The sequence below is a fragment of the Brevibacillus sp. JNUCC-41 genome, assembly GCF_014844095.1.
In the GTDB taxonomy this organism is placed as follows: Bacteria; Bacillota; Bacilli; order Bacillales; family DSM-1321; genus Peribacillus; species Peribacillus aracenensis.
Window position 1 is genome coordinate 5,347,682 of the sequence record NZ_CP062163.1, and the last position, 14,585, is coordinate 5,362,266.

14 protein-coding genes are annotated in these 14,585 nt (G+C 42.1%); 4 read left to right on the forward strand and 10 right to left on the reverse strand.

Features of this window, described 5'->3' with window-relative positions; all coding sequences use genetic code 11:
* Positions 1–267: 267 nt before the first annotated feature.
* The 4 genes from efp to JNUCC41_RS25835 all read right to left on the reverse strand — a co-directional run bounded on the left by efp (position 268) and on the right by JNUCC41_RS25835 (position 2,967).
* Positions 268–825 carry an elongation factor P gene (gene efp / locus JNUCC41_RS25820; protein WP_192205468.1) on the reverse strand — a complete coding sequence of 186 codons (558 nt, stop codon included), beginning with the start codon at positions 823–825 and terminating at the stop codon, positions 268–270.
* A 26-nt stretch (positions 826–851) separates the two neighbouring features.
* The gene (locus JNUCC41_RS25825) at positions 852–1,913 is read right to left on the reverse strand and encodes a M24 family metallopeptidase (RefSeq protein ID WP_192205470.1); all 1,062 of its coding nucleotides are present in this window, start codon (positions 1,911–1,913) and stop codon (positions 852–854) included.
* Positions 1,914–2,360, reverse strand: a complete 447-nt coding sequence (aroQ, locus tag JNUCC41_RS25830; protein ID WP_192208337.1) for a type II 3-dehydroquinate dehydratase — start codon at positions 2,358–2,360, stop codon at positions 1,914–1,916.
* A 94-nt stretch (positions 2,361–2,454) separates the two neighbouring features.
* The gene (locus JNUCC41_RS25835; RefSeq protein WP_192205472.1) at positions 2,455–2,967 is read right to left on the reverse strand and encodes a YqhR family membrane protein; all 513 of its coding nucleotides are present in this window, start codon (positions 2,965–2,967) and stop codon (positions 2,455–2,457) included.
* A gap of 334 nt (positions 2,968–3,301) precedes the next feature.
* Between JNUCC41_RS25835 and JNUCC41_RS25840 the strand changes: the two genes are divergently transcribed.
* A complete protein-coding gene (locus JNUCC41_RS25840; protein WP_192205474.1) occupies positions 3,302–4,255 on the forward strand; it encodes a DUF1385 domain-containing protein in 954 nt (317 codons plus the stop codon).
* A gap of 138 nt (positions 4,256–4,393) precedes the next feature.
* Entirely contained in the window at positions 4,394–4,768 is a 375-nt protein-coding gene (locus JNUCC41_RS25845; RefSeq protein ID WP_081395494.1) for an SA1362 family protein, read from the forward strand.
* Positions 4,769–4,790: 22 nt separating this feature from the next.
* Here the strand turns inward: JNUCC41_RS25845 and JNUCC41_RS25850 are convergent, their stop codons facing one another.
* Together JNUCC41_RS25850 and splB are read right to left on the reverse strand one after the other, a co-directional pair.
* Positions 4,791–5,672: a patatin-like phospholipase family protein gene (locus tag JNUCC41_RS25850; protein ID WP_192205476.1), complete on the reverse strand. Its 882-nt coding sequence runs from the start codon at positions 5,670–5,672 to the stop codon at positions 4,791–4,793.
* Between the two features lie 86 nt (positions 5,673–5,758).
* A complete protein-coding gene (gene splB / locus JNUCC41_RS25855; RefSeq protein ID WP_192205478.1) occupies positions 5,759–6,784 on the reverse strand; it encodes a spore photoproduct lyase in 1,026 nt (341 codons plus the stop codon).
* A 137-nt stretch (positions 6,785–6,921) separates the two neighbouring features.
* Between splB and JNUCC41_RS25860 the strand changes: the two genes are divergently transcribed.
* Positions 6,922–7,107 (forward strand): hypothetical protein, encoded by a 186-nt coding sequence (locus JNUCC41_RS25860; protein WP_192205479.1) that lies wholly within the window; start codon positions 6,922–6,924, stop codon positions 7,105–7,107.
* A gap of 132 nt (positions 7,108–7,239) precedes the next feature.
* On the opposite strand, the gene JNUCC41_RS25865 is transcribed toward JNUCC41_RS25860, so the two are convergent.
* Together JNUCC41_RS25865 and JNUCC41_RS25870 are read right to left on the reverse strand one after the other, a co-directional pair.
* The gene (locus JNUCC41_RS25865) at positions 7,240–9,810 is read right to left on the reverse strand and encodes a vitamin B12-dependent ribonucleotide reductase (RefSeq protein ID WP_192205480.1); all 2,571 of its coding nucleotides are present in this window, start codon (positions 9,808–9,810) and stop codon (positions 7,240–7,242) included.
* Between the two features lie 391 nt (positions 9,811–10,201).
* Complete coding sequence (locus JNUCC41_RS25870) at positions 10,202–11,038, reverse strand: lipoate--protein ligase family protein (RefSeq protein ID WP_192205481.1); 837 nt, start codon at positions 11,036–11,038, stop codon at positions 10,202–10,204.
* A 203-nt stretch (positions 11,039–11,241) separates the two neighbouring features.
* On the opposite strand from JNUCC41_RS25870, the gene JNUCC41_RS25875 reads away from it, so the two are divergent.
* Entirely contained in the window at positions 11,242–11,625 is a 384-nt protein-coding gene (locus tag JNUCC41_RS25875; RefSeq protein WP_076365383.1) for a rhodanese-like domain-containing protein, read from the forward strand.
* Positions 11,626–11,788: 163 nt separating this feature from the next.
* Here JNUCC41_RS25875 and gcvPB read toward each other — a convergent pair whose 3' ends face one another.
* The gene (gcvPB, locus tag JNUCC41_RS25880) at positions 11,789–13,246 is read right to left on the reverse strand and encodes an aminomethyl-transferring glycine dehydrogenase subunit GcvPB (RefSeq protein ID WP_192205482.1); all 1,458 of its coding nucleotides are present in this window, start codon (positions 13,244–13,246) and stop codon (positions 11,789–11,791) included.
* The gene (gene gcvPA, locus JNUCC41_RS25885) at positions 13,239–14,585 is read right to left on the reverse strand and encodes an aminomethyl-transferring glycine dehydrogenase subunit GcvPA (protein WP_192205483.1); all 1,347 of its coding nucleotides are present in this window, start codon (positions 14,583–14,585) and stop codon (positions 13,239–13,241) included. The genes gcvPB and gcvPA overlap by 8 nt, the downstream gene beginning before the upstream one ends.

Sequence of the window (14,585 nt, forward strand, 5' to 3'; positions counted from 1 at the left end):
AGACCGATTATTGATTTTTTATATCTTCCCTGTTCAAAAAAAAAGACCGAGAAATTAATCTCGGTCTACAGTGTTTTTATATTAGAAAGTTCAAGCTGCATCCCAGAAAATCCACTCCCATTCCGCCGTCTGTCTGCCAAGCGTCTTGGTGTCTCGGCTAGCCAGTTTTTCAGCAGGAGTGCCGAAGTCTTGTTTTCCAGGTAAGCATTTCCTCGATAGAACCCACAACAAACGGAGGCCGAGAAATTAATCTCGGCCTCCTTTCATTTATGCACGTGATACGTAAGAACCTTCATTAGTGTTGATCAATAATTTGTCACCTTGGTTGATGAAGAATGGAACTTGAACCGAAAGGCCCGTCTCAAGTACGGCTGATTTCGTGCCGCCTGAAGATGTATCTCCTTTAATTCCCGGCTCAGTCTCCGCCACTTCAAGTTCCACTGTGTTTGGAAGCTCGACCCCAAGTGTTTCCGATTGGAAAGTCATGATATGTACTTCCATATTTTCCTTAAGGAATTTAAGTTCACGTTCAATGCTTGAAGCAGGCAGTTCGATTTGATCATACGTTTCGTTATCCATGAATACATGGCTATCTCCACTTGCATAAAGGTACTGCATCTTGCGGTTTTCGATATGTGCTTTAGCGACTTTTTCACCAGCACGGAATGTTTTCTCCTGGATTGAACCCGTACGAAGGTTACGAAGTTTAGAACGTACAAAAGCTGCACCTTTCCCAGGTTTAACATGTTGGAACTCGATAACCTGCCAAATTCCATTATCTACTTCAATTGTAACACCCGTGCGAAAATCGTTTACAGAAATCATAAATTTGTCCTCCTACATGTACATGTTTACAGAATGATTAACTCTTTGGTTGAATGAGTAAGTGCTTCGTTACCTTCAATTGTAACGATTGTATCATCTTCAATCCGCACTCCGCCTACACCCGGTAAGTAAATGCCCGGTTCAACGGTTACAGCCATACCTGGTTCTAAAATGATATCAGACCTTAAGGATAATGCTGGACCTTCATGAACTTCAAGACCGATTCCATGTCCGGTCGAATGACCAAAATACTGCCCATATCCCTTTTCTTCAATTAGATTACGAGTTAGTGCATCCGCTTCCCTGCCAGTCATACCAGGTTTGATCCCAGCCATTCCCCGCAGTTGAGCTTCCAAAACAATGTCATAAATATTAATAAGTTCTTCACTTGGCTTGCCAACTGCTAATGTCCGAGTGATGTCAGACACATATCCGTTATAGTATGCCCCGTAATCCAATGTGACAAAATCGCCCTTTTCGATGATTTTATCCGTAGCCACTCCATGCGGAAGTGCGGACCTTATGCCGGATGCTACAATGATATCGAAGGAAGAAGAAGTTGCCCCTTGTTTCCTCATAAAGAATTCAAGTTCATTGGATACATCCAGTTCCGAGATCCCTGGACGCAGGAAATCCAGGATATGTGTAAACGCAGCATCAGCAATAGCAGCCGCTTCCTTTAATATCTTAATCTCTGATGAAGTCTTTATCAAGCGTAAATTCTCAATGACACCTGACACCGGCAAAAGTTGACCATCAATGGCCGCCTCGTATGCCTTATATGCAGCATAAGTCAGGTGCTCTTGCTCAAAGCCCAGCTTGCCGATATTCATCGCTTTAGCCTGCTTGCCCACTTCTTCGATGATGGTTCCTTTGTGTTGAACGATCTCATAATCCGGTGCCTGCTTGCCCGCTTGTTCCACGTATCGGAAATCAGTGATGAATTTAGCTTCATTTTGGGAAATAAGGACAACGCCTGCACTTCCCGTAAAGTTGGTCATGAATCGGCGGTTATATGTACTGGTGATCAAAAAACCATCAATGCCCACCTTTTCCATTGAGGCCCTTAAGCGCATTAGTTTATTCATTTAATTTCTCCCCTTTGCAATCTTTATGATCGCCTGCAACGCCAATTCATATCCGTGTATCCCCAAGCCGACAATCTGTCCCGCCGATACCGCCGCGGTCACTGATTCATGCCGAAAGCTTTCACGGGCATGTATGTTCGAAATATGCACTTCCACCACAGGAACATCAATACCGGCTATTGCATCACGAATCGCATAGCTATAATGAGTAAAAGCTCCAGGATTAATAATAATCCCGTCAATCCCATAATCCTCTGACCAATGTAGCTTGTCGATGATCGCTCCTTCATGGTTTGTTTGAAATGAGGTTAATTCCACATTTAAACCTTGAGCTTGCTGCATCAATTGTGCTTCCACATCCGCAAGCGTCGAGGATCCATAATGCGCAGGTTCCCGCTTCCCCAACCGATTTAAATTCGGACCATTGATTAGTAAAATTTTTGTCATCATCAAACACCTGCTCATGTTAAAAGAATGCTTTCCATGAACATTCTATCATAATTACAAATTGTCTTACTACTTTTTTACAACCAATAAGCAATCAGCTTTCTGACTGCTTCTCGGCTTTGTTTTTTTGACGCATATATTCCTGATGATCGTATGATATAGAAAACCCTATAAAAAGTCCGTATATAATAAAAATGCAGACACTTGTTATAACCGTATTTGCTGTCATTTTAGAAAAGGTTGGCAAATCGACGAACATCGGTTTTAGGACAAATACCAGCAAAGCCCAGCAAACCACTCCTAAAAAAATACCCGTAAAAATACCCTTCATCCTTTTAAAAAGACTATAGTATAAAAAGGCGATCCCCACGGATAGAATCCCGAATAAAATTATGGTCATTACCGTACCGAGCCATTGATCGATCCAGGTCATGTTGGACCATGAAGTCAGTATGAATTTTGGGCTGAAATCCATTAAATTAAAATAATGGGCACAGATACCGATAAAACTTGCTAAAGCCCCCCCAACAAAACCGACAGCAAGTACATTGTAGATTAACATGCTTTGATATCCCTGTTGAATTTGTCCATTTTCATTAGAAGACATATCAATCACCTCCGCTACGTAGTATGCCCTTTGTTAATTAGAACTATTTTTTTTTGTTCTTAGGAAGGAGAATCACTAGAGGTTTTGTGATTTATTCTGTATGATTAAATCATAAATAATCTACTTTTTTCAGAGGAAAATAGCCATCCTCTGTGGAAGTTTATAATGTACACAGGATACTACCTTCCTGTGATTCAACATTCATAAAGTAATCGCAGGGTTAGAGCTTCCATTCAATTTTATTGGAACGCCTTTAAACCCTTGTGATGCTTGATAATAAACATGTTAGCACCCTTGAGAGAGCTACGTGAATAACTATTAGGTTGGTGTAGAAATGTCTGAGGTTCAAAAACCCGTTTATGGAGGGCAGGCTGTAGTGGAAGGCGTAATGTTCGGCGGCAAACATCACACAGTCACTGCGGTACGCCGCAAAGATTCAACGATTGTATATTATCATCTTCCGCGTGAATCGAAACCTGTTGTCAACCGCTTAAAAAAAGTACCGTTTCTACGCGGTATCGTATCACTGATTCAGTCAAGTGCCACCGGCTCGAAACATCTAAACTTTTCAACTGAACAGTATGAAGAAGAAGACGGGGAAAAGCAGGAAGAAAAGAAAAAAGAAACGAAAGAATCTTCTAAAATAAGTGTATGGCTGGGAGTTGCCGTAATCGGTGTTCTTTCCTTCCTATTCGGGAAGTTGCTTTTCACTTTGATTCCAGTCTTTCTTGCCGAATTGACAAGACCCATATTCAGCGGCCATATGGCCCAGGTTTTAATGGAAAGCTTGTTCAAGTTGATATTATTGCTGGTATACATTTACGTAGTATCCATGACGCCTTTGATCAAGCGTGTCTTTCAGTATCACGGGGCAGAGCATAAGGTGATCAACTGCTTTGAAAGCGGAAAAGAATTGACCGTAGCAAATGTGCAGGCAAGTTCACGCCTTCATTATCGCTGCGGCAGCAGCTTCATTTTATTTACAGTCATTGTAGGCATGTTCGTCTATATGCTTGTTCCGACCGATCCATTATGGCTCCGTGTCGTGGATCGAGTATTGCTAATCCCCGTCGTGCTTGGCATAGCCTTCGAGGTACTGCAGTTGACCAACAAAGTAAGGGATATTCCCTTTCTTCGTTACCTCGGCTATCCCGGACTTTGGCTTCAGTTATTGACAACCAAAGCCCCTACCGATGATCAAGTCGAAGTCGCATTAGCATCCTTCCAAGAACTGTTAAGGTTGGAAAAAGAAACAGAAAAAAGTTTAGAATCCGATGTAATTGTGTAAAACTTCTATACACATTTTGATTATGGAAAATCATATACTAACTATGGGAATGCTCTTTACTTTTTTTTAAATATTTTACATTAATGATGTTTAAAATAAGCTAGAAATGCTTATGATGCTCTTAAGGAGGTGTCTTTGTTGAAACGTTTCATATCTTTCATGATATACGGAATCATCGCCCTCGGAGTCCTCGGACTAATGAGCCGACTATTTAATGACCCGATTGGCTTTTTTAGAAACATTCTCATAATAGCCATTGTCGCAGGGATTATTTATATGATTTATACCGGATTAACAAAGGGAAAACCAGTTAAGAAAGAGCAGCAGGCATTCCGAAAGGCTGCCCGCCAATCGAAAAAAAGGCTAAAAAACCGAACTTCGAAAAAAGATAATGTGGCTAGCTTCTCTGCAGCAAAATCATCAAAGAAAATAAAATGGAGAAAGAAAACGGATAGTCACTTAACCGTCATCGAAGGGAAAAAGAATAAAAAGAAAAATCGGGCTTCTTTTTAAGAGCCCGATTTTTTATTTACAATCAATAAGTCCATTTTTTAAGGAATTCTCTCGTGCACTGCCTGCCCCGATTCATCAATTCACCCTTTTTTTCATCATTCAGATTGAAATCCATTGCAGAAATTCCCTTCATCGGAATAAATACAATATTATGGACGTGTTTCTTGGAAATATACCGTGCATCATGGGCATCTTTCATCGTTTTGAATAATGCGGAGAACAATTCAACCGCATTATCCACCTCATGCGGTTTCCATATCTCATCGACACTTAGCCGCAAACCGATGACTGGCCTTTCCTTTCTTACATGATCGGAATTGAATAGCCACATTGGAAAATTGCTTAACACACCTCCATCTACAAAAAGGAACTTGCGTTTTCCGACATCAAGTTTGACTGGCTCAAAAAAATAAGGAATGCTACAACTCATTCTTACTGCCTTTGCCACTGGAAAAGTGCTCGGATCAATGCCATAGTTCGGTAAATCATCAGGCAGTACCACCAATTTCCCATTTGTAATGTCAGAGCTTATGATTCTGAGGGAATTCGGTCGAATATCCTTAAAGGTGACTACATTCCTTTCGGCAAGTTTACCGGCGACCCATGTCTCCAGAGCGTTGCCTTTATAAAGGCCAAGTTTCCAGTATAAAAGGATCCATTTGGCAAACGGGATAGGCAAAAGACCACGCCTTTTGTCCAGCAGACCGCTTAAATCTATATCAAGAAAAAGCTTTTCCATTTCTTTACCTGTGTATCCAGCTGCTACAAAAGCTGCAATTATGGAGCCTGCACTTGTACCGGCTGTTCGATGGAATACAAATCCCCGTTCTTCTAATTCCTGCAGGGCTCCCACTAAACCATAGCCTTTAATCCCGCCTCCGGAAAAAACGCCGTCAATAATCATAGCTGCCCTCCCCTAATCCGGTCTTTACATTTCTAAGCAGGATTAGAGCGATTTATGACAGTTTTTAATAGAAAAATTGCCTTGATTCAGGTAAAGTACTGAATTACCGCCTTAGGGAAGAATTCCGCGATATACCCACGAATGGTCGTTTCCAGTTCTGCGGCTTCTTCTTTTTGATAAACATATTTACCAATTCCATATCGGCCCCATTTATATTTACGCTTTGTTTCGTCCAGTTCCAATTTTGTTTTCGGGTAGTTTTTTTGAATCACTTTTTTTGCTGGGCCAGTAAACCGATGCTGAATTAATTCGAAGGTCAAGTCAGGGATATCCACCCCATTCAAAGCCTCACTTAACCGTTCGAATAATTCATGGTAGCCCTCCTTCCATGCTTCATGACGATATATTGGAGCTACGATAAAACCGAGGGGATATCCTGCCCCTGCCACTTTACGTGCCGCTTCCATCCTTTCTTCGAAGCTCGAAGTTCCGGGCTCGAAATTCTTTATCACATAACGTGAATTTATACTGAATCGAAATCTTGTTTTTCCATTATGTTCAGCATCCAACAGATGGTCGACATGATGAAATTTAGTTACGAACCTTAGAACCCCATATTCACTTTTTCCAAAATATTCTATGGCCTTTTTTAACGAATGTGTCAAATGGTCAATTCCGACGATATCCGATGTACAGGCTGCCTCAAAACGGGTAATTTCAGGCTTTCTCTCATTTATATATTTTTCGGCTGCTTCGAAAATCTCATCAAGATTCACATATGTCCTAATATATGGTTTTGATCCGAGTGTCGTCTGTAAATAACAATAGTGACAATGCCCCATACACCCTGTAGCAAGAGGTATGGCATATTCAGCAGATGGCTTTGAGGAATCGAATTTCAATGTTTTTCTGATTCCTACCACAAGCGTCGATTTGGCGACACGATATTTTTGCAGATCATTTTCTCCAGGTAGATCCCTAATTTGGTTATGCGATGTGGTCTCACGGATTTCAATGTTCAAATCTTCAAATTTCTTTTTTAATTCCCGGCCAAGCGGGTATTCCAGTGCCCTTGGCTCAATATATACTAACTGTGGCATAAATGGTTTCATTTCGATCTCCATTCTTTTATCGATTTGTTCATATTTTCAATCGAACTACACAATCTAATTCATAAGGATAGTTTTTCTTTATTCTGTTAGCCTCATGATTGTTTATACTTGGTAATTCAAAATGAAGGAGATGCGATATGGTTAATAAACGAGACTTCTTGACAAATGGAACGGGGAAACAAGCGATCACCGTCCAAACAGATAATAAATATCCAAATCCAAGGAATATACCTGGAGACTCGGTCGATGAATTTTCGGTATTGAAAGATGGCAACCAATATCTAGCTGAAAAGGAAATAGGGCAGCAAAATGAAAATGGTTGATTGAACGCAAAAAGAAGACCGAATTTACGAGGATTCGGTCTTCTTTTGCTATGTAACTGAACAGGCTGTTACTTGAAAAAAAAGTCGTTAAGATAGCTTTGCAGCATACTTAACGACTTCCCTTCCATCAGCTTATAGCCCACATTTCAATTGTGCTCCGCAATTCGTACATGTATTGCATCCGCCCATTTCCTGAACTTCACCTTTACGGCAGACCGGGCAAGTGTTACCCACTTCCGATCCAATTGTAACATTCGTCGAACGCAGTTCATTTATCGTATCGACCAAAACAACTTTCTTCTTAACTTCCACATCTGTCAATTCATCCATTTCAAGCTGCTCGTCCATTTGGTTTTCTTCCGCTTTGAGCGTAAGGACCTGACTGTCACGGCTTCCGTCCACATATACAGTACCGCCTTTTGCTCCGCCTTTATAAAGACGTTCATATACTTTTTCAACTTGTTCGACCGTATATCCTTTTGGCGCATTGACTGTCTTACTGATCGAACTGTCAATCCAGCGCTGAATGATGCATTGAACATCAGCATGCGCTTCCGGGGCTAATTCCATAGCGGAAATGAACCATTTTGGAAGCTCTTCTGTATCGGCTTCCGGATGACGTTCCAAGTATTCCTGTACAATGTCAGCCTTCACCTCTATGAATTTACCCAGACGGCCGCTGCGGAAATACGTGAAAGAGAAATATGGTTCAAGACCTGTTGATACCCCAACCATCGTTCCTGTGCTTCCTGTAGGGGCCACTGTCAATAAATGAGAGTTACGGATGCCATGTGCAGCAACACTTTCCCTGATATCTTCCGGCATTTTTTCCATAAACCCAGTTTGGGTGAAACGTGTTCTAAGCTCATTGGTTTCTTCGTCCGTTGACCCGATCAGGAACGGGAAACTGCCTTTTTCTTGAGCAAGTTCCACAGAAGCCCTGTAAGCAGTAGTCGCAATCGTTTCAAATACCTTGTCAACCAGGATATTTCCTTCTTCAGAACCATATTCCGTTTCACAATAAATCAATAGGTCATGCAGACCCATTACACCAAGTCCAACCCGTCGCTCGCCCAGTGCCTGTTTTTTGTTTTCATCCAAGAAATAAGGAGTTGCGTCAATGACATTGTCCTGCATACGCACACCGACTTCGACGGTTTGCTTAAGTTTCTCGAAATTAACCGTTTTGCTATCTTTATCAGCCATTTCAGCCAAATTGACTGCCGCAAGGTTACATACTGAATATGGGGCCAATGGCTGTTCGCCACAAGGGTTCGTGGCAACGACCTGCTGACCGTATGCTTTGGCATTCGTCATTTCATTAGCATTATCAATAAAGAAAATTCCTGGTTCAGCAGAATATGTCGCACAAATGTTTATTAAGTTCCAAAGCTCTTTAGCTCGGATTTTACGGTAAACACGGACTTTGTGACCCATTTTTTCCCATTCACGAACATCACCGACATTATGCCATTCTTCATTGTAAATGGCCATTTCTTCGGCATTATAGCTCTCTACATCAGGAAAACGCAATTCGTATTCCGCATCTTGTTCCGCCGCTTCCATAAATTCCTTAGTCAGGCAAATAGAGATATTGGCTCCAGTCAGAAAATCCGGATTATGGACACTGTACGTTCCACCTGTACGGATCTTTTCTTCTGCATCCCTAATGATTTTCTCACTGAACCCACCTTGGCCAGGAATCTCCTTATAATTGATGATCCCTTGATACATAGCCGTTTCCTGTTCCGTATGCGGCGTGAATTTCAATTTATCCGTCGCATATTTCTTGATGGCTTCATCTTTAGTGTTTTCCACTAGGTAACGCAGAATCCTTGGATTTTGCATTTTGGAAATGATGAACTCCGCAATATCAGGATGCCAATCAGCAAGCATGATCATTTGCGCGCCGCGTCTGCTGCCGCCCTGTTCAACAAGATGCGTCAGTTTTGCAATATCGTCAAGCCATGATACTGAACCAGAGGATTTTCCATTCACCCCTTTTGCCAGAGTGTTTCTTGGACGCAGTGTCGATCCGTTCGTACCCACTCCGCCGCCGCGGCTCATGATCTCCATCACTTGTTTCCTATGTTCTGAGATCCCTTCACGTGAATCCGGTACGAATGGCATTACATAGCAGTTGAAATAAGTAACGTCCGTATTGGAACCTGCACCGTATAATACTCGTCCTGCCGGGACAAAATTAAGGTTCTTTAATTCTTGATAGAATTTATTGAACCATTCCGTTCTTTTTTCTTCCGTGGTTTCCACTGATGCCAAGCCCGTTGCATTACGTTTCGCAATTTGTTCATAGTATATTTCAAGCGGCTTTTCGATTATATCCAACGGACGGTTAATAATTCCCGTCTCCACTTCTTCCGGATTATCCAATACGCCACGGAATTCTTCATCCACCAATACCTTGGCTTTTTTGGTTTCCCAATCAATTTCAACGATGTAACCGAGACCCCTTGCCGGGAATTTCGGATCTTCCTTAATCGTCAACACGACGAAATCGCCTGCCGAGAGTGTGATTTTTTCAGTATCCTTAAAAGAATAGCGGTCAAGCATGACTAGACGGGACACTCCCTTATGCGCCATTTTCATATCAGCAGTTACAGGGTGAACCTGGGGAAATAAAGAAATATCCTTATTCAACCTTTCTAGATCAACCTTTAAAGCTTCTTTTATTACAACCGACATAATTCCCTCTCCTTTATATGTTTCAAGATCCGTTCTTGCTGCCGCAAAAATCCTTATGTAGCCTTACATGTCCGTTTCGCTTAACAAGTACCCTAAATTTATCATAGCGAAACTCAAAAATCAACATATAGTGTCGCATTAAATATTTCAACTACTATATATTGTGTTTGTTTTGAATAACTTTTAATTTTGTCAAACGATAAATCAATTAATATAGTTAGCAAAAGGGAGGAAAATGTCGATTTACGATAATTTTTCATCAGATTTCAATTAATTTGGACCTTGCTTTTTCCCCATCCCTTTTAGGGCTTATCCCTGCAAGGGATATCTTATTAGGTCAAAAAATCTGAAAAAACTTTTTTCTTTTATCACTCTTATTATCCCACTTCTTCTATCTCATAAAATTCCATTCATCGCTTTCATATTTACTTTCTGCAATGGCCTTCACTTCCTGCAATTGCTTTTCGGTTAGGACGTATGGCTCTAAATCGATCGAAAGTCCTTCGGCAAAACCTTTTTCAAAAGCTTCTTTCGCTTCAGGGATGGTAACCTTTCTTCCAGCAATGTCATTTATGGCCACAGCTTTATTTTTCAGGTTTTTTTGCATTCTCTCTTTAACCCTGTCATTTGAGAATTTAAATACGCTAAAAAGCTTATCATCATCAAGATCAAGCAAAATGGACCCGTGCTGAAGGATGACGCCTTTTTGCCTGGTTTGAGCGCTGCCAGCGACCTTCCTGCCCTCGACGACCAGTTCATACCAGCTTGGAGCATCAAAACAGACGGAAGACCTGGGCGATTTTAAAGCTTCTTTTTCCTGATTGGTTCGAGGCACGGCAAAATAAGCATCCAATCCCAGATTCCTGAACCCCATTAATATTCCTTCAGAAATGACACGATATGCTTCAGTAACGGTAGTTGGCATTCCCGGATAGGATTCTGGAACGATTACGCTATAAGTCAATTCATGCTCGTGCAGTACCGCTCGTCCTCCTGTTGGCCTGCGAACAAAACCAAGTCCCTGCCTTTTGACCTCTTCCAAATCAATTTCCGCTTCAGCCTTTTGAAAATAACCAATCGACAATGTTGCTGGATCCCAGCCGTAAAAGCGTATGATTGGCGGAATTTCACCTTTGCTTTGCCAGTTTAACAGTGCTTCGTCCAAAGCCATATTAAAACCCGGTGAACAATACCCCGAATCTATAAAACCCCATTTTTCTTTAGTCATCCTTACCCCTCGTTTCAATAGACTGTTTTTCAATCCCCCACAAAAAACTCACATGTAGTAGTTTAACAGACTTTAACACTCTAAAAAAGAACGTGCTATCAAGTCGATGAAGAATTTGATGAAAATTCTTTTTGATTATTGGGTAAAGCAATTATATAATAAGGATTGTCTGTATTCGTTAAGGTAGAAGGGAGTTTTTATGTTTGGAAATATTATATACGCTGCTCATCATCTTGGGAGTGGTTATTGCGTATTCACTTTTTAATTGGTACCGCCAGCGTAAAATCGTTAAAACATTAACACAGGACGAATTTATCGCTAACTACAGAAAAGTGCAGCTAATCGATGTGCGGGAACCGAATGATTTCGATAATGGTCATATCTTAGGCGCAAGAAACATCCCTATGACTCAAATGAAAACCCGCTTGGTCGAAATTAGGCCGGACAAGCCTGTATATTTGTACGCTCAGAGCGAAATCATCAGCGGAAGAGCTGCAGCCATGCTATACAAAAAGGGCTACAGGGAACTTTTTCACCTAAAGGGCGGTTTCAAGATGTGGACCGGGAAAATCAAAGCAAAGAAATAAGACCCCATCTCCGCATGGGCTCTTTTAAATTAAAAAGACTTCTTCTGCATCATGCGGGCTTTAGGGAATGAAAGTTAACTGTTGAACTTTTAATGAACTCTTACATAAACATGAAAAAATCCCCGCCGGCTGGCAGGGATTTTTTTTCGTGTAAGCTATCAGTCTATGCTTGAAAACGCAGAACAGGTTTTCTTGCAGCAAGAGTTTCGTCAAGCCGCTTTATAACGGTTGTATGCGGAGCTTCCTGAACGATTTCCGGGGTTTCTTCCGCTTCCTTGGCAATCTGGATCATCGCATCGATGAACGCATCCAGCGTTTCTTTAGACTCGGTTTCAGTCGGTTCTATCATCATTCCTTCTTCCACGTTCAACGGGAAGTAAATGGTCGGAGGATGATAACCGAAATCCAGCAATCTTTTGGCTATATCGAGAGTCCTTACCCCTAATTTCTTTTGACGGCGTCCGCTTAATACGAATTCATGCTTACAATGACGATTATATGGTAAGTCAAAAAATGGTTCCAACCTACGCATCATATAATTGGCATTGATGACCGCATTCTCGGTGACGGCTTTAAGACCATCTGGCCCCATTGAACGAATGTACGTATACGCCCTCACGTTTATCCCGAAATTACCATAATAAGGTTTTACCCTACCGATGGATTGCGGACGATCATAATCAAGAACGAATTGCTCACCTTGTTTGACCACAAGCGGTTTAGGCAAGTAAGGAATCAAGTCCGACTTCACCCCTACAGGACCAGAACCCGGGCCGCCGCCGCCATGCGGGCCTGTGAATGTTTTATGGAGATTTAAGTGAACCACATCAAAGCCCATATCACCCGGTCGTGCTTTCGATAGAACTGCATTCAGGTTGGCTCCATCATAATAAAGCTTCCCACCTGCGTCATGGACAAGTTGGGCCATTTCCAAAATATTTTCTTCAAACAATCCCAATGTATTGGGATTCGTCAGCATCAAGGCCGCGGTATCCGGTCCGACAACACGCTTTAAATCCTCAAGGTCGACTAACCCATTTTCATCCGACTTCACTGTAATCGTTTCAAGGCCGGCAACAGTTGCAGAGGCAGGATTCGTACCGTGTGCAGAATCAGGTACAATCACTTTAGTCCGTTCTGTATCGCCATTCGCTTCGTGAAAAGCGCGAATCATCATCAATCCAGTCCATTCACCGTGAGCACCTGCTGCAGGCTGTAATGTCACTTGGTCCATACCGGTGATTTCCGTTAAGTGTTCCTGCAAATCAAATAATAGTCCCAATGCTCCCTGAACAGTAGCCGGATCCTGATATGGATGGATATGGGCAAAACCGTTGAAGCGCGCCACATTTTCATTTATTTTCGGATTATATTTCATCGTGCATGAACCCAGCGGATAAAAACCCGAATCCACTCCATGATTCCGCTTGGAAAGTGCTGTATAATGACGCATGATATCAAGTTCGGACACCTCAGGAAGTTCTGCCTCTTCTTCACGGATGTAGTCGGCAGGAAGAATTTCTTCGAGCGAAATAGTTGCAACATCCATTTCTGGCAGACTGTATCCGATTCGACCGGAAGTACTGATTTCAAAAATGAGTGATTGATCTTGATTATTCATGTTGATCCCCCAATTCCTGCGCAAGTGCATCAATTTCTTCTTTTGTTCTAAGTTCAGTTACCGCGACCAGCATATGATCTTTCAGCTCAGGATAAACCGTCCCTAAATCGAAGCCGCCGATCATCCCTTTTTCAAAAAGGTTTTTATTGATTTCTGAAAACGAAGCAGGCAGTTTAATGACAAATTCATTAAATGAAGGACCGTCGAATATCACTTCCACCCCTTTTGCCATAATTGCTTTTTTCGCATAATGCGCTTTTTGAATATTTTGCACAGCCATTTCTTTGACACCCTTTTTCCCAAGCGCGGTCATTGCGACAGAAGCTGCCAAGGCATTCAAAGCTTGATTGGAACAAATGTTGGATGTGGCTTTGTCACGGCGGATGTGCTGTTCACGAGCTTGAAGGGTCAGTACAAACCCCCTTTTACCATTTTCATCCACCGTTTGACCGACGAGTCGGCCCGGAACTTTCCGAACAAGTTTATTAGTAACGGCAAAATAGCCACAATGAGGTCCCCCAAATGCCGCTGGAATGCCGAATGGCTGGGCATCCCCCGTTACGATATCTGCACCGAGTGCTCCAGGGGATGTCAAAGCTCCCAATGCAAGCGGGTTACTGGAAACGATAAACGTGGACTTGACACCATGAATGATTTCCTCCATTTCTTTCAATGGCTCGATGCGGCCAAAAAAGTTCGGATATTGCACGATCACTCCTGCAATGTCATCATTCGCCAATTCCCTTAAAGCAGCTAAATCCGTCACACCGTCCTTATAAGGAATTTCGACCACTTCCACCCGTTGCCCTTTCGCATATGTCTTCACAACTTCCCTTGATTCAGGATGAACGGTTCCTGAAATGAGAATCTTCTTGCGCCGCGTCTGGCCAGAAGCAAGCATGGCTGCTTCGGCTAGTGCCGTCCCGCCATCATACATGGATGAGTTAGCTACATCCATTCCCGTCAATTCACATATCATCGTTTGATATTCGAAGATTGCCTGAAGCTCGCCCTGTGAAATTTCTGGCTGATACGGTGTATAAGCCGTATAAAACTCAGAACGGGATAAAACATGATCGACGATGACCGGTGCGTAATGATCATAGACACCCGCACCAAGGAAGGAAGCATAGCTTTTAAGGTCCGCATTCTTGGCAGCTAGCCTTGATAATTCTTTCATTAATGCAGGTTCCGATTTAGCAGGCTTAATATCGTATTCTCCTTGGAAACGAACGCTTTCAGGGATATCATTGAAAAGTTCTTGAGTAGAAGATACCCCTATCACTTCCAGCATTTCTTGTTTATCTTGCTCTGTCATGGGTAAATAACGATGTTTCAT